Raw genomic sequence first — 15,639 nt, 5'->3', positions numbered from 1 at the left:
GCGGTGCCGCTCAGCCGCCCGGGGCCGGCCCGGTGGCGACCGGGCGGGCCGGGTCGGCGACCCAGTTGCTCCACGAGCCGACGTAGAGCGCCGCGTCCGGCCGGCCGGCCAGGTGCAGCGCGAACACGGCCTGCGCGGCGGTCACCCCCGACCCGCAGTACGCCCCGACCGGCCGGTCGTCGCCCACCCCGGCGGCGGCGAACCGCTCGCGCAGCGCCTCGGCGGCGGGGAACCGACCCTCGGCGACGTACCCGCCGGCGGGCAGGTTCACCGCGCCGGGGACGTGCCCGGCGACCGGGTCGATCGGCTCGGTCTCGCCCCGGTAGCGCGGCGCGGCCCGCACGTCGAGCAGGACCCCCTCGCCGGCCGTGGCCAGCCGGGCCGCCTCCCCCGCGTCGAGCACCGGCAGCGCGCCGGGGCGCACCTCGACGTCGCCCGGTTGCGGGTCCGGCGCCGCCGTGCTGGTGGGCAGCCCGGCGGCCAGCCACGCCGGGAAGCCGCCGTGCAGCAGCCGTACCGGCCGGTGGCCCGCCCAGCGCAGGGTCCACCAGGCGCGGGCGGCGGCCATGCCGTCGCCACCGTCGTACACCACGACGGGATGACCGGCGCGCACGCCGGCGGCCCGCAGCGCGGCCTGGAGGGCGGCGGGGTCGGGCAGCGGGTGTCGGCCGGCGGGGCCGGGCGGCCCGCAGAGCGCGGTGTCCAGGTCGACGAAGACCGCGCCGGGCAGGTGACCGGCGGCGTAGTCGTCCCGGCCGGGCGGCCCGGCGAGCCGCCAGCGGACGTCGAGCAGCGTCGGCGGGTCGGCCTGGCCGAGTTCGACCGCGAGCCGGTCGGCCTCCACCAACAGATCCTCGGTTGCGGACATGGCGTCCAGTCAACACCATCCCGGCACCGACCTGGCGGTTCGCCGTGGGGCGTTCGGTGAACGCCGAGGTAGCATCGTTGGCCGGAGGTCCGCTGACGTGAAGCATGATCTGGTCGACACGACCGAGATGTACCTCAAGACCATCCTCGAGCTGGAGGAGGAGGGGGTGCCGCCCCTGCGTGCCCGCATCGCCGAGCGGTTGGGGCAGAGCGGGCCGACCGTCAGCCAGACCGTCGCCCGGATGGAGCGCGACGGCTTGTTGACCGTCGAGGGCGACCGCCACCTGGCGCTCACCGCGCACGGCCGCAGCAACGCGGTCTCCGTGATGCGCAAGCACCGGCTCGCCGAGTTGCTGCTGGTCAACGTCATCGGGATGCCCTACGAGGAGGCCCACGAGGAGGCCTGCCGGTGGGAGCACGTGATGAGCGACGCCGTCGAGAAGCGGGTCTACGACCTGCTCAACCGGCCGACCCGCTCCCCCTACGGCAACCCGATCCCGGGGCTGGAGGAGCTGGGCAAGCCGGAGCAGACGGCCGCCGCCCCCATCGAGGGTGAGCGCAACCTGGCGTTCCCCGGGCTGTCGGGGCAGGTCGTGGTGCGACGCATCTGCGAGAGCGTGCAGACCGACTCGGACGTCCTCCGGCAGCTGCACGCCGCCGGCGTCGACCCGGGCGCGACCGTGCTGGTGGCGCAGGAGCGCGACGGGGTCTCGATCGACCGTTCGGGCGAGCGGATCAGGCTGCCCCGCGAGATCGCCTCCCGCGTCTTCGTCGCCGCCCACTGACCCGCCCCGTCGCCCCTCGGGGTCAGCTGGCGCGGGTGTCGAGTCCCTGGGCCAGGGCGACGAGGGCGGTCGTCAGCTTCTCGGCCTCGGCCTTGCCGGCGTCCCCCGGGGTGGCGTAGCGCAGGGTGGCGAGGCGGCCCTCGGCGGCCAGCCAGCCCACCTCCACGACCGGCCCCGAGGCGCCCTTGGCCGAGGTGGTCCGCCGGTACGCCCGCTGGCCGAGCCCGGAGACCCTGGCCGCCTTCTCCGGCACCACGTCCGAGGCGAAGGTCGCCGCGTCGATCGACGTCTCGGTGACGGTCAGCGTCAGCTCCGGCAGGGTCGCCCGCCCGACGCGCACCACGCAGGTGTGGCTGCCGCCCGTCGCGCTGGCCGCCGCGACGTCGAAGCGGACACCCGCGTGCTGCTCGATCACGCCGAAGTCCAGCAGCCGGCACGCCCCGCCGGAGGAGGCGGCGGCCACCTCGACCGCGACCGGCGCCGGCGGCGGTACGGCCACCGGTTCCGCCTCCGCGCCGCAGCCCGTCACCAGCAGCACCGTCACCCCGGCGCCCACCATCCGCCCGCGCACGATCACTCCCCCGCTGTCCGCTTCGACGTGCCGCCGGAAACCGTACGATGCGGCCCGCCCGCGCGGTAGCCCTCCGTCGGCGGGTCGCTCAGTCGTCGACGTACGGGCAGTGCCGGCAGCCGCGCCCGCAGCAGGTGCCGCGCCGGGCCAGGAAGCCCGCGCTGAGCACGTAGAGACCGGTGGCCGGGTCGAGGTAGCCGGCCTCACCGGCGGTCAGGGCGGCGGCGTGCGCGGCCAGGATCCGCTCCCGGTCCGGGTGCTCCGGCGGCAGCCGGGACGGGTGCGGCTCGGTCAGCGGCCGGTCCGCCAGCGGTCGTCGCTCTCCGGTCACCGGCGCAGTCTAGAGGCGCGTCGGTCGTGTCCCGCCCCGGGCGCGCGCCGATCTGCGGGGTTCGGAATAACCAGTGGCGTCGATCCGGGCGGGGCCGGCAGGCTGACCCGATGGACCATGGACGGGCCGGACGCCCGCGACGTGCGTCGGTTCCCCGGGTGTCGGTCAACTCCGCACGGCGTTCGCCGGCGCGGGCCGGGGACCCGAGGTGACGCAGCAGGCGGCCAGGCCCGCCGGAGGTGTGGCCCCGAAACGGCCCTCGCTGCTGCGCAGCCGCGACTTCGGGCTGCTCCTGGCCGGGCAGACGGTCAGCGAGCTGGGCACCCGGGTCTCCAGCGTGGCGGTGCCGCTGCTCGCCGTCGGCACGCTCGACGCCAGCGTCTTCCAGGTCGCGCTGCTGACCGCGCTCGCCTGGCTGCCGTACCTGATCTTCTCCCTGCCCGCCGGGATCCTCGCCGACCGGGTGGACCAGCGGCGGCTGATGGTCGCCTGCGACCTGGGCCGCGCGGCGCTGCTGCTGTCGGCGCCGGTGGTCGCCCTGGCCGGCCGGCTCACCCTCGGCTTCCTGTACGCGGTGGTCGGGCTCTCCGGCGTGCTCGCCGTCCTGTTCACCGTGGCCCACAAGAGCATGATGCCGAGGCTGGTGCCGCCGGACCGGCTCGTGGACGCCAACGCGAAGCTCACCGTAAGCCAGGACTCCGCCGAACTCGTCGGCCCGACGATCGGCGGCGTGCTGGTCGGGCTCGTCGGCGCCGCGCGGACCTTCGTCGTCACCGGCCTCGCCTTCGCCGTGAGCGGGTTGACCCTGCTGCTGATCCGACAGGCGCCGGCCGAGCCCGCGCCCCGCCGCGACCGGGTGCCGCTGCGGGTCGAGATGACCGAGGGGCTGGGCTTCATCCGGCGCCAGCCCATCCTGCGCCGCATCCTGGCCTGCATCACCACCTCGAACTTCTTCGTCATGGCGTCCGGCTCCATCGAGGTGGTCTTCCTCCTCGAGGAGCTGCACGCCACGCCGGCGCTGGTCGGGCTGGTCTTCTCGGTGAGCGCCGTGGGCGGCCTCGTGGTCGGCGCGGTCGCCGACCGGTTGACCACGTGGCTCGGCTCGGCCCGGGTGATCTGGGTGGCGATGGCCGCCCCCGGCCCGCTCTACCTGCTCATGCCCCTGGCCCGGCCCGGCTGGGGGGTGCTGCTCTACGGCGTCGGCCTCGCCGCGTTCTCCGCCAACGTGGTGCTCTACAACGTGGCCACCCTCACGTACCGGCAGCGGATCACCCCGCCCGCCCTGCTGGGCCGGGTGAACGCGGCGTTCCTCTGGGTCTGCTTCGGGGTGATCCCCCTCGGCGCGCTCACCGGCGGCACGCTCGCCAGCCAGCTCGGGCTGCGGCCCGCGCTGTGGATCTGCGTGCTCGGCACCTGGAGCGCCGCGCTCTTCGTCGTCTTCTCCCCGCTGCGGCGGATGCGGGACATGCCGACGGCCTGACCGGGTGACCCGGGCACCGGCCGACCCTCGTGCGCACGGAAGCACGTTGGCTTTCCGATCCGCCCGGCCTATGGTGGCTGCATGTGTTCGACCGGTCAGCAGAGCAGCACCGCCGTCATGGTGACGGCGGCGTCCGCTGCTGCCTGCCGGTGTGCCCTGCGGGTGACCGTGGCGACCCGGGTGGTGCGATCCGCGGTCGCACCGTCGTGCGCCGGCTCGGTCGCCTCCCGACTGCCGAGCCCCGCCGGGCGTAGCCCTCCGTGGACCGGTTGCAACTCTTGCGAACGGCCACCAGGGCGAAGCTATCCAGCTTCGGCCCTTTTCTTTTTCCCCAGAGGAGCTACGCCATGACCACGCCCACCCAGTCCAGCGAGCAGAAGTGGCTCGACGACCTGCGGACGACCCTGACGAACGACTTCGAGGCGCAGACCGTCCGGCTGACCCAGCTCACGGCCGACACCGGCGACCCGGGCGAGGCGCACACCCAGAGCGCGCTGATCGCCGCCACCCGGCAGAGCATCGACCAGATCAGCGGGGCGCTGCGCCGCCTCGCCGAGGGCCGGTACGGCATCTGCGAGCGGTGCTCCGCCCCGATCCCCCGGGAGCGCCTGGAGGTGCTGCCGCACGCCCGCTTCTGCGTGCCCTGCCAGCAGAAGCAGCACTGACCGTACGCGGGCTGCCGTGCCGTCCTCCGGCGCGGCAGCCCGTCGGGTCAGCCGAACCAGCTCATCGCCTGGCCGTGCGGGCGGGTCCAGGCCAGGGGCCGCCCGTCCAGCGCGAGCACGTTGTGCAGCGCCTCGTCCGGCGGCTCCGGCAGCGCGCCGTGGGGCAGCACGTCCGGGGACTCGTTGGAGATCCAGTGGCCGGGCAGACGGCGTACCACGTCGGCGAACGCCCCCCGGCGCGGCGCCGGCACCTGGTAGAGCACGGAGGTGTGGAACACCACCAGCGTCGCGCCGGCCGGCGCCCGCGCGGCCAGCGCGGGCAGGTCGTCCACCAGGTCGCCGCGGGCGAGCAGCGGTGGGTCGGCGGCGGCGACGGCCGCGGCGGCCCGCAGCCGCGCGCGGCGGTGCGTGTGCTCCGGCCAGATGAGAGCGTCGAGCCAGGCGACGTCCGCCGGGTCGGTCACCCGCAGCGGATTCAGATCGAGGCCGGCCCGCCACACCACCTCCGGCAGCCGCTCCGGCGGGGCCAGACCGGTGGCCGCGCATTCGAGGACCGGCTCGCCCGCGCCGAGCGTGTGGTCGCCGTAGCGGTAGGCGTACCGGTCGGGGTGGAGGCAGAGCCCGGCGGACGCGCCGACCTCCAGCAGCGCCAGCGGCTGCGGCAGCGCGGCGAGCACGGGCAGCAGCACGGCACACCGCCCGGGCTCGTTCGTCTGGGTCGCGCGGGTGCGCAGTTCCGCCTCGATCGCCGGCCAGTTCGCCAGCGCGAAGTCGCGGAAGGCCGCCGGGTCGTCGACCGGCCCGCCGAGCAGTCGTACGACGCCGAACAGCAGGTTCGGCTGCCGCCTGGCCGACGGAAGCGCAGCGAGCAGGGTCAGCAGTTCGTCGTCACCGGAGACGGCGAGGGACAGGCGCTCGTACGCCGGCAACACGCCGCGCGCCTCCCGGGCGCCGAACTCGGCGTACCTCTGGGCAGTCGTCATCCTTCGATGATCGCTGTCGACGCCTCACGACCGGAGCCCCTGAGGAAATGCCGGTGCGACCGCCCGGCGGGGCAGACCGGTCAGGTCCTCGGCGTCGTGAACAGACGTCCACAACGAGCAAGGTGGGCCGGCGGATGTCCGCCGCCCCACCGTTGTCACTCGTACGTCAGCTGCAGCCGCTGGTGGAGCCGCAGCCCTCGCAGACGTAGCAGCTGCCGGCCGGGCGCATCTTCGTACCGCAGGTGAAGCAGAGCGGCGCGTCGGCGGCCTTGCCGATCACGGCCTCCAGCAGCTCGGTGCTGGAGCCCACGGACGGCGCCGGCTTGGCGGCGGCGACGTCGGCGGTCTCCCGCGCCGGCTGGGCGACCGGGCCGGTCTTCGGCTCGACCGGCGCTTCGACCGGGGCGGAGGCGGCCATCGCGGTGAGGTCCGCACCGCTCGCCTCCGCCTCCGCCTCGGCCCGGAGCTGGGCGGCCCGCTCGCTGGCGGTGAAGATGCCCAGCTCCGCGCGGCGCTCGTACGGCAGGAAGTCCAGCGCCAGGCGACGGAAGATGTAGTCCATCACCGAGGCGGCCATCCGCACGTCCGGGTCGTCGGTCATGCCGGCCGGCTCGAAGCGCATGTTGGTGAACTTGCTGACGTACGTCTCCAGCGGGACGCCGTACTGGAGACCGATGGAGATGGCCACCGAGAAGGCGTCCATCACGCCGGCCAGGGTCGAGCCCTGCTTCGACATCTTGAGGAAGACCTCGCCGAGGCCGTCGTCCGGGTAGGACGAGGCGGTGAGGTAGCCCTCGGCGCCGCCGACGGAGAAGCTGACCGTCTCCGACGGGCGCTTCTTCGGCAGCCGCTTGCGCACCGGGCGGTACTCGACGACCTTCTCGACGACCTTCTCCACCTCGGCGGGGGCGGCCTCGGTGGCCTTGTTGGACTTCGCCACCGACAGCGGCTGGCCGACCTTGCAGTTGTCGCGGTAGATCGCCAGCGCCTTGAGGCCCAGCTTCCAGCCCTCGAAGTAGATCTTCTCGACGTCCTCGACGGTCGCCTGCTCCGGCATGTTGACCGTCTTGGAGATGGCGCCGGAGACGAACGGCTGGACGGCCGCCATCATCCGCACGTGGCCCATCGGGGCGATGGACCGCTCGCCCATCGCGCAGTCGAAGACCGGGTAGTGCTCCGGCTTCAGGCCCGGGGCGTCGACCACGTGGCCGTGGTCGGCGATGTGCTCGACGATCGCCTCGACCTGCTCCTCGGGGTAGCCGAGGCTGCGCAGGGCGCGCGGCACGGTCTGGTTGACGATCTGCATCGAGCCGCCGCCGACCAGCTTCTTGAACTTGACCAGGGCCAGGTCCGGCTCCACGCCGGTCGTGTCGCAGTCCATCATGAAGCCGATGGTGCCGGTCGGCGCGAGGACGCTCGCCTGCGCGTTGCGCCAGCCGAACTTGTCACCGAGCTTGTTGCCCTGGGTCCACTGCTTCGTCGCCTCGCGGACGATCGCGGTGGCCACGGTGCCCGAGGGCTTGATCTCGTCGTTGGCGGCCGCGTGCTTGCGCATGACCCGCTTGTGCGGCTCGGCGTTGCGGGCGTAGCCGTCGTACGGGCCGACGACGCCGGCCAGCTCGGCCGAGCGGCGGTAGGCGGTGCCGGTCATCAGCGAGGTGATCGCCGCGGCGACCGAGCGGCCCTGCTCCGAGTCGTAGGGCAGGCCGGAGGCCATCAGCAGGGCGCCGAGGTTGGCGTAGCCGATGCCCAGCTGCCGGTAGGCGCGGGACGTCTCACCGATCTTCTCGGTCGGGAAGTCGGCGAAGCAGATCGAGATGTCCATCGCGGTGATGACGAACTCGACGGAGCGGACGAACTTCTCCACCTCGAAGCCGCCGTCGGCGCGGAGGAACTTCATCAGGTTCAGCGAGGCCAGGTTGCACGAGGAGTTGTCCAGGTGCAGGTACTCCGAGCACGGGTTCGACGCGGTGATCCGCCCGGTCTCCGGGCAGGTGTGCCAGTCGTTGATGGTGTCGTCGTACTGCAGGCCGGGGTCGGCGCACTCCCAGGCGGCCTGGGAGATGGCGCGGAACAGGTTCTTGGCGTCGATGGTCTCGATCACCGCGCCGTCGAGCCGGCCGCGCAGGTCGAAGCCGCCGCCGTTCTCCACCGCCGTCATGAACTCGTCGGAGACCCGGACGGAGTTGTTGGCGTTCTGGTACTGCACGCTGACGATGTCGGCGCCGCCGAGGTCCATGTCGAACCCGGCGTCGCGCAGCGCGCGGATCTTGTCCTCCTCGCGCGCCTTGGTGACCACGAACTCCTGGATGTCCGGGTGGTCCACGTCGAGGATGACCATCTTGGCCGCGCGCCGGGTGGCGCCGCCGGACTTGATGGTGCCGGCGGAGGCGTCCGCGCCGCGCATGAAGCTGACCGGGCCGGAGGCGTTGCCGCCGGAGGAGAGCAGCTCGCGGGAGGAGCGGATCCGGGACAGGTTCACGCCGGAGCCGGAGCCGCCCTTGAAGATCAGCCCCTCCTCCTTGTACCAGTCCAGGATGGAGTCCATCGAGTCGTCGACGGCCAGGATGAAGCAGGCGCTGACCTGCTGGGGCGACGGCGTGCCGACGTTGAACCAGACCGGCGAGTTGAAGCTGAACACCTGGTGCAGCAGCATCCAGGTCAGTTCGTGGGCGAAGATCTCGGCGTCGGCCGGGCCGGCGAAGTAGCCGTACTCCTCACCCGCAGTGCGGTAGGTGGTGACCACCCGGTCGATCAGCTGCCGCAGCGACCACTCCCGCTCCGGGGTCCCCACGGCGCCCCGGAAGTACTTGGTGGTCACGATGTTCGCCGCGTTGACGCTCCACGACTCCGGGAACTCGACGCCACGCTGCTCGAAGTTGACCGAGCCGTCGCGCCAGTTCGTCATGACGATGTCGCGGCGCTCCCAGGCGACCTCGTCGTAGGGGTGCACCCCCTCGGTCGTCCAGACCCGCTCGATCTTGAGCCCCGCGCCGGCCTTGTTCCGTGCCCTGCTGGTTGTCACACCGTCCCCCGACATCTCATCCGCCCCCTCGTCCGCACGGCCACCCGCCGCCCGATCCGACTGTCATCACCTTGAAGGAAAAATCAACTGGTACGGCCGGCGGCCTCGGCCGCGTCGGCCCCGGCGCCCTCCCGGGCGCGCGCGGCGGCCCGCAGCGTCTCGATCTCGCGCTCGAAGTCGGCGAGCGAGTCGAACGACCGGTAGACGCTGGCGAACCGCATGTAGGCGACCTCGTCCAGGTCCCGCAGCGGGCCCAGGATGGCCAGCCCCACCTCGTGGCTGGGGATCTCGGCGGCCCCCTTGGCCCGGACGGTCTCCTCGACCTTCTGCGCGAGCAGCGCGATCGAGTCGTCGTCCACGGGCCGGCCCTGGCACGCCTTGCGCACCCCGCCGATGATCTTGGTGCGGCTGAACGGCTCGGTGACCCCGCTGCGCTTGACGACCGCGAGGACCGCCTCCTCCACCGTGGTGAACCGCTTGCCGCACTCCGGGCAGGAGCGCCGCCGCCGGATCAACTGGCCGTCGTCGGCCTCCCGCGAGTCGACGACCCGGGAGTCGGCGTGCCGGCAGTACGGACACCGCATCGCACCCGACCTCCTTCGTCGATCGCGGGCCCGCCGACCGCCTGCCGGGCACGCGTCAGCGCGACGGAGCCATCTGTCGATGGTCTTCGCCGTGTCGACGGTGCCGGAGTGCGGTCGGTAGTCGAACCCAACCTGTAGGCGACTTACGCCCGTGTGACTACTACATCTAGGGGTCGACCGTAGGCCGCCGCGGATCCGAGGTCAAGTTGGCCGGCGTGTCCGGCGCGTCACGCGACTCCGGGGTCGACCGGTACCGCCACCCGCCGGAGGACCAACCGTCCGACGACCCCGCGGGTTACCGGTCCAGCCGGGGCTAAACGGCCGACGATCGGACGAAAGTCGAACACCCGTTCGACCCGACGTACCATTTATCAGAACACGAGTACGAGCGAGGCTGTTTTTCACCCCGACACGCCGAGCAAGGTCGTACAGATGTTTGAAAATGACCGATCTCACCTATACGGTCGTGAACAACCGGGCGCGGAATCCTCCGTTCCCCGGTCACCGCGCACCATCGCACGCACCACGAGCCGCCAAGGCACCCAGCGCCGACCAGGGAGGACGGACGTGACCGAGGATCGGGCCAGCCGGCCGAAGAGCCCGCAGCAGATCACCGAGGCGGGCCCGCCGGCCACCCGACGCCGGGGCGCCGCGCGCAGCCGGACCGGGCAGCCGACCGTGCGCCCGGTCACCCCGGTGGTCAGCGCCTTCCCCGACCCCGCGACGGTGGATCTCACCGCCCGGCAGCGCCGCATCCTGGAGTTCATCCGCACCTGGGTCGAGCGGCACGGTTACCCGCCGAGCGTGCGGGAGATCGGCGAGGCCGTCGGCCTGGTCTCCCCGTCCAGCGTCGCCTACCAGCTCAAGGAGCTGGAGAAGAAGGGCTTCCTGCGCCGCGACCCCAACCGGCCGCGCGCCGTGGACGTCCGGGCGCCCGCCGAGGTCGACGACGAGCTGGCCCGCTCGCAGCGCCCCGCCCCGGCCTACGTGCCGATGCTGGGCCGGATCGCGGCCGGTGGCCCGATCCTGGCCGAGCAGGCGGTGGAGGACATCTTCCCCCTCCCCCGCGAGCTGGTGGGTGAGGGCGAGGTCTTCATGCTCCAGGTCAAGGGCGACTCGATGCTCGACGCGGCGATCTGCGACGGCGACTGGGTCGTGGTCCGGCAGCAGCCGACCGCCGAGGCCGGCGACATCGTCGCCGCCATGCTCGACGGCGAGGCGACCGTGAAGACCTACCGCCGCCGCGACGGGCACGTCTGGCTCATGCCGCAGAACCCGGCCTTCGACCCGATCCCTGGCGACGACGCCACGATCATGGGCCGGGTCGTGGCGGTGCTGCGCCGCATCTGATCCGCCACCGCGCCGGGTGGCCGCCGTCGGCGGTCACCCGGGGCACGCTCCGCAGCAGCAGCGACGGTCCGACGGAGATCAGTAACGGTCGCCCCGGTAGCCCCGGCCGCCACCGGGCACGTGGCCGTAGCCGCGACCGTCCTCGGGGCCGTCGTCGCGCCGGCGCACCGGCCGCTGGCCCCGGGGGTCCGGTTCGTCGCCCCGACGAGGCGGCTCGGCCCGGCCACCGCCGTAGACGCCGTCGCCCGGCTGCCCCCCGCCGCCGTAGACGCCGCCACCCTGACGCCCGCCACCCTGGCGACCGCCACCCTGGCGACCGCCACCCTGGCGACCGCCGCCGCCCTGACGGCCACCCGCACCGCCGCCCTGACGCCCGCCGCCCTGACGCCCGCCGCCCTGGCGGCCACCGGGCGGCGGCCCACCCAGGCCGGGCGGCCCGTCGACGGGCGGGCGACCGCCGCCGTAGACACCGCCGCCGCCGGCAGCCGGGCGGGCGCCGCCGTAGACGCCGCCGCCAGCCGGGCGGGCGCCGCCCCGGGCCCTGCCGCCGGCCGGCGCGGGACCGCCGCGCCCACCGCCGGCCGGGCCGCCGTACACCCCGCCCGCCGGCGCGCCGCCGTAGACACCGCCCCGCCCCCGGTCGCCCGGTGGGAGGAAGCCGTCGTCCGCCGGCCCGGGCCGGTCGTCGGCGAGGACGTCGTCCCGGTCCGGGCCGTCGTCGCCGCGGGGAGGCGCCGGCTTGCGCCGGGCCCGGAGGATGCCGAAGACACCGGCCGCCACCATCAGCGCGCCGATCACCCCCACGGCCGCGATCAGGTAGGTGATGTCGCTCAGGCTCAGGCCGTCGAGCCAGGACTGGCCGGCCTTCTTCGGCGCGTCGCCCCCGCCGGCCACCGGCTTCGCGCCCTCCGTGGAGGGCGTGTAGCCGAGGATGTCGATCGGGGCGTCCTCGTCGAGCTGCCCGCCGTCGGAGACGGTGAGGAAGGTCTTGCCGTCGGGGCTGTAGCTGATCGCCTCGCCGAACGGGTCGCTCAGTGCCGTCACCCGGGGCGTGCCGCCCGTCAGGGCCGCCACGACGTTCCCGTCGGTCACGTCGTACTCGAAGGCGTCGGCGTAGGTGCGCACCACCACCCGGGAGCCGTCGGGGGACCGGGCCGCGCCGGTGATCGCCACGCGACCCGGGGCGCCGAGCCGGTTGTCCGTGTCGGTCTCCGGCAGGCTGATCTCGCCGACCTTCTTCATCGGCACGGCCGGGGTGTCCCCGCTCTTCATCTTCTCGGCGGGCGTGAAGATCTGGGCCTTGCCGGACATCACCTTCGTGATGATCAACGGGTTGCCGTCGTCGCCGATGAGCAGCGCCTCGGCGTCGTGCGGCTTGCCCTCGGGGTAGGAGAGGCGGTGCAGCACCGGCCGCTTCGACCCGCTGACCGGCATGCTCCACAGCGCCACCCGCTCGCGCCGCTTGCTGCTGGTGACGTTGTCGCCCGTGTCGGCGATCCAGAGCGTCCTGCCGTCCGGCGAGAGCGCCAGGTCCTCCGTGTCGAACGGCCCCTGCCCCGAGTAGCCGACCGGCTCCTTCGCGATCCCGCACTTGGCGTCGAGGAAGAAGACCCGCTTGCGGCTCTCCACCTCGGTGCCGTCGTTGATCACGATGTAGCCGTTCCTGGTGGCGACCAGGCCCGACAGCTCCCGCAGCCGCTCGTCGGTGACCGTGCACCGCTTCTTGCCCGGGGCGGCCGCGAGCGTGGACGCGGCCGAGGCGGGCGCCGCTGCCAGGGCGACCCCGGTACACGCCACGGTCGCCCCCAGCAAGCCGAGGACGACCGTGACCGAAGAAACAGCGCGGCGCATTGAATCAGTGTCGCATGCCGGGCGTTTCCGGCGCGTGACGCCGGGAGGGCGTCACCGCGCGCCCGCGACCGCCTGGTCCTCCTCCGCCCGGAACGGCGCCAGCTCGGCGGCGAGCGCCTCACCGACCCGGACGTGCACCAGGGTGCCCTCGGGCAGGTGGGAGGTGCTCAGCACCTCGCCCTGGCGGTGCACCCGGGCCACCAGGTCGCCCCGGTCGTACGGCAGTACCGCGCGGACCTCCACGGCCGGCCGGGGCAGCCGCGCCTCGACGGCCTCGCGCAGCCCGTCGATCCCGCGGCCCGTGTGCGCGGAGACGAAGACCGCCTCCGGCCAGAGCCGCTTGAGCCTCAGCAGCGTCTCCTCGTCGGCCGCGTCGGTCTTGTTGACCACCAGCAGCTCGGGCAGCCGGTCGGCGCCCACCTCGGCGAGCACCTCGTGGACCGCCCGGACCTGCTCCTCCGGGTCCGGGTGGGTGCCGTCGACGACGTGCACCACCAGGTCGGCCTCGGCGACCTCCTCCAGGGTCGAGCGGAACGCCTCGACGATCTGGTGGGGCAGGTGGCGGACGAACCCGACCGTGTCGGAGAGGGTGTAGAGCCGCCCGTCGGCCGTGGTGGCCTTGCGGGTGGTCGGGTCGAGGGTGGCGAAGAGCGCGTTCTCGACCAGCACGCCCGCCCCGGTCAGCCGGTTGAGCAGGCTCGACTTGCCGGCGTTGGTGTAGCCGGCGATGGCCACGGCAGGCACGGCGTTGCGGGAGCGCCGGGCGCGCTTGGTCTGGCGTACCGTCTTCATGCCCTTGATCTCCCGGCGCAGCCGGGCGATGCGGTGGCGGATCCGGCGCCGGTCGGTCTCCAGCTTCGTCTCACCGGGGCCGCGCAAACCCACGCCGCCGCCGGCGCCGCCGCCGCGACCGCTACCACCGGTCTGCCGCGAGAGGGTCTCACCCCAACCGCGCAGGCGCGGCAGCAGGTATTCGAGCTGGGCGAGCTCGACCTGCGCCTTGCCCTCCCTGCTCTTGGCGTGCTGGGCGAAGATGTCGAGGATCAGCGCGGTGCGGTCGACCACCTTGACCTTGGTGCGCTGCTCCAGGTTGCGCAGCTGGGACGGCGACAGCTCACCGTCGCAGATCACTGTGTCGGCGCCGGTGGCGAGCACCACCGCGCCGAGGTCGTCGACCTTGCCCCGGCCGACGTAGGTGGCGGGGTCGGGGCGGTTGCGCCGCTGGATCAGCCCCTCGAGCACCTGCGAGCCGGCGGTCTCCGCCAACGCGGCCAGCTCGGTGAGGGAGTTCTCGGCGTCGCTCTGCGAGCCCTCGGTCCAGACGCCGACGAGGACCACGCGCTCCAGGCGCAGTTGGCGGTACTCGACCTCGGTGATGTCCGCGAGCTCGGTGGAGAGGCCGGGGACCCGCCGCAGCGCCTGCCGCTCCGACAGCTCGAACTCACCGGTGGTGGCGTCGAGCTCGTCGTCCTCGTAGGGAAGAAGGGTCTCCTGGTTGTGCAAGCCGGTCTCCTGTCCGTTCTGTCACGTACCGAGCAATCCTGACATGTGCCAACGCGGAACGCACCCGCTATATGCCCGCTCGAACGGGCCACAAAAGTGGGGGCGGATGCCGGAGCGGCCCGTAGGGGCGAGTAGAAATGCGGGGCGAGCCGTTCAGCGTCGACGGAGGGATCCCGTGGCCATCACCCGACTTCCAAGTGCCGGATTCTCGATCACGATTCGGATCGCCGTGCCGGCGGACGCGTCCTCGATCGGCCGGCTGACCACCTCCGTGGGTGAGGCCGGGGCGATCGTCACCGCGCTCGACGTGGTGGACTCCGACCCGACCCACGTGCTCGTCGACCTGACCTGCGACACCGCCGACGCCAGCCACGCCGACCAGGTGGTCGACGCGCTGACGGCGCTGGACGGCGTGGACGTGCGCAAGGTCTCCGACCGGACCTTCCTCCTGCACCTCGGCGGCAAGATCGAGGTCAGCTCGAAGGTGGCGCTGCGCAACCGTGACGAGCTGTCCCGGGCGTACACCCCGGGGGTGGCGCGGGTCTGCATGGCGATCGCGGAGAACCCGGCCGACGCCCGCCGCCTGACCATCAAGCGCAACACCGTGGCCGTGGTCAGCGACGGCTCCGCCGTGCTGGGCCTGGGCAACCTCGGGCCGGCGGCGTCGCTGCCGGTGATGGAGGGCAAGGCGGCCCTGTTCAAGCGCTTCGGCGGGGTGGACGCCTGGCCGGTGGTGCTCGACACCCAGGACACCGACGAGATCGTGCAGATCGTCAAGGCGATCGCCCCGGCGTACGGCGGGATCAACCTGGAGGACATCGCCGCGCCCCGCTGCTTCGAGATCGAGGCGCGGCTGCGCGAGGCGCTGGACATCCCGGTCTTCCACGACGACCAGCACGGCACCGCGATCTGCGTGCTGGCCGCGCTGACCAACGCGCTGCGCGTCGTGGGCAAGCAGCTCGCGGACGTACGGGTCGTGGTCTCCGGCGCGGGCGCGGCCGGCACCGCGATCATGAAGCTGCTGCTGCGCCAGGGCGTCGGCGACATCATCGCGTACGACCGTCAGGGCGCCCTGCACCGCGGCCAGAGCGGGCTCAACCCGGCCTGGCAGTGGCTGGCCGAGAACACCAACAGGGAGAACTACTCCGGCGACCTGGCCGGGGCGGTACGCGGCGCGGACGTCTTCATCGGGGTGAGCGCGCCGAACCTGCTCACCGGCGACGACATCGCCACGATGGCCAAGGACTCGATCGTCTTCGCGCTGGCCAACCCGGATCCGGAGGTCGACCCGCGGGAGGCGCGCAAGCACGCCGCCGTGGTCGCCACCGGCCGCTCCGACCAGCCGAACCAGATCAACAACGTGCTCGCCTTCCCGGGCGTCTTCCGGGGCATGCTGGACGCGCACGCCGAGGAGTTCACCGAGGAGATGGCGATCGCGGCGGCCCGCGCCATCGCCGACGTGGTCGGCGAGGACAAGATCAACCCGACGGTGATCGTGCCCAGCGTCTTCGACTCCCGGGTCTCCCCGGCGGTCGCCGCGGCGGTCCGTGCCGCCGCCCAGAACCCGGCCCCGGCCCCCGCCGCCGACCCGGGCCCGGCCGACCTCCCGGAGATCGCCGCCGGAGCCAGCGCCACCCCCTGACC

General features: G+C 73.3%; 13 protein-coding genes. 5 read left to right on the top strand and 8 right to left on the bottom strand.

The genetic code is table 11. The features are described from left to right. Positions 1–10 precede the first annotated feature (10 nt). Positions 11–868, bottom strand: coding sequence for a sulfurtransferase (locus tag ACSNN9_RS14795; RefSeq protein WP_436673674.1), 858 nt, complete (start codon positions 866–868; stop codon positions 11–13). Between the two features lie 97 nt (positions 869–965). On the opposite strand from ACSNN9_RS14795, the gene ACSNN9_RS14790 reads away from it, so the two are divergent. Beyond that, positions 966–1,652 (top strand): metal-dependent transcriptional regulator, encoded by a 687-nt coding sequence (locus ACSNN9_RS14790; protein ID WP_358084734.1) that lies wholly within the window; start codon positions 966–968, stop codon positions 1,650–1,652. A gap of 22 nt (positions 1,653–1,674) precedes the next feature. Here ACSNN9_RS14790 and ACSNN9_RS14785 read toward each other — a convergent pair whose 3' ends face one another. Then, on the bottom strand, positions 1,675–2,223 hold the full coding sequence (locus ACSNN9_RS14785) for a hypothetical protein (protein WP_436673672.1): 549 nt from the start codon (positions 2,221–2,223) through the stop codon (positions 1,675–1,677). Positions 2,224–2,311: 88 nt separating this feature from the next. Further along, the gene (locus ACSNN9_RS14780; RefSeq protein WP_436673671.1) at positions 2,312–2,554 is read right to left on the bottom strand and encodes a DUF5522 domain-containing protein; all 243 of its coding nucleotides are present in this window, start codon (positions 2,552–2,554) and stop codon (positions 2,312–2,314) included. 208 nt (positions 2,555–2,762) lie between these two features. Between ACSNN9_RS14780 and ACSNN9_RS14775 the strand changes: the two genes are divergently transcribed. After that, the gene (locus tag ACSNN9_RS14775; protein ID WP_436673670.1) at positions 2,763–4,034 is read left to right on the top strand and encodes an MFS transporter; all 1,272 of its coding nucleotides are present in this window, start codon (positions 2,763–2,765) and stop codon (positions 4,032–4,034) included. Between the two features lie 347 nt (positions 4,035–4,381). Then, positions 4,382–4,699 carry a TraR/DksA family transcriptional regulator gene (locus ACSNN9_RS14770; RefSeq protein ID WP_436673668.1) on the top strand — a complete coding sequence of 106 codons (318 nt, stop codon included), beginning with the start codon at positions 4,382–4,384 and terminating at the stop codon, positions 4,697–4,699. Between the two features lie 47 nt (positions 4,700–4,746). Here the strand turns inward: ACSNN9_RS14770 and ACSNN9_RS14765 are convergent, their stop codons facing one another. The 3 genes from ACSNN9_RS14765 to nrdR form a co-directional block, all read right to left on the bottom strand. After that, a complete protein-coding gene (locus tag ACSNN9_RS14765; protein ID WP_436673667.1) occupies positions 4,747–5,682 on the bottom strand; it encodes a DUF2332 domain-containing protein in 936 nt (311 codons plus the stop codon). Between the two features lie 166 nt (positions 5,683–5,848). Beyond that, positions 5,849–8,722: a vitamin B12-dependent ribonucleotide reductase gene (locus ACSNN9_RS14760; RefSeq protein WP_436673665.1), complete on the bottom strand. Its 2,874-nt coding sequence runs from the start codon at positions 8,720–8,722 to the stop codon at positions 5,849–5,851. Between the two features lie 68 nt (positions 8,723–8,790). Continuing rightward, positions 8,791–9,291, bottom strand: coding sequence for a transcriptional regulator NrdR (gene nrdR / locus ACSNN9_RS14755; RefSeq protein WP_121395973.1), 501 nt, complete (start codon positions 9,289–9,291; stop codon positions 8,791–8,793). Positions 9,292–9,858: 567 nt separating this feature from the next. Here nrdR and lexA point away from each other — a divergent pair. Beyond that, complete coding sequence (gene lexA / locus ACSNN9_RS14750) at positions 9,859–10,641, top strand: transcriptional repressor LexA (protein ID WP_436673664.1); 783 nt, start codon at positions 9,859–9,861, stop codon at positions 10,639–10,641. A 78-nt stretch (positions 10,642–10,719) separates the two neighbouring features. On the opposite strand, the gene ACSNN9_RS14745 is transcribed toward lexA, so the two are convergent. Together ACSNN9_RS14745 and hflX are read right to left on the bottom strand one after the other, a co-directional pair. Then, positions 10,720–12,492 (bottom strand): hypothetical protein, encoded by a 1,773-nt coding sequence (locus ACSNN9_RS14745; protein ID WP_436673662.1) that lies wholly within the window; start codon positions 12,490–12,492, stop codon positions 10,720–10,722. A 51-nt stretch (positions 12,493–12,543) separates the two neighbouring features. Continuing rightward, positions 12,544–13,995 carry a GTPase HflX gene (gene hflX, locus ACSNN9_RS14740; RefSeq protein ID WP_357880628.1) on the bottom strand — a complete coding sequence of 484 codons (1,452 nt, stop codon included), beginning with the start codon at positions 13,993–13,995 and terminating at the stop codon, positions 12,544–12,546. A 175-nt stretch (positions 13,996–14,170) separates the two neighbouring features. On the opposite strand from hflX, the gene ACSNN9_RS14735 reads away from it, so the two are divergent. Then, entirely contained in the window at positions 14,171–15,637 is a 1,467-nt protein-coding gene (locus ACSNN9_RS14735) for an NAD-dependent malic enzyme (RefSeq protein ID WP_358091703.1), read from the top strand. Positions 15,638–15,639 lie beyond the last annotated feature (2 nt).

It is taken from the genome of Micromonospora sp. URMC 107 (assembly GCF_051386315.1).
Lineage (GTDB): Bacteria > Actinomycetota > Actinomycetes > Mycobacteriales > Micromonosporaceae > Micromonospora.
The sequence above is the reverse complement of the archived record's forward strand: the minus strand, read 5'-3'. Positions and strand labels throughout refer to the sequence as shown.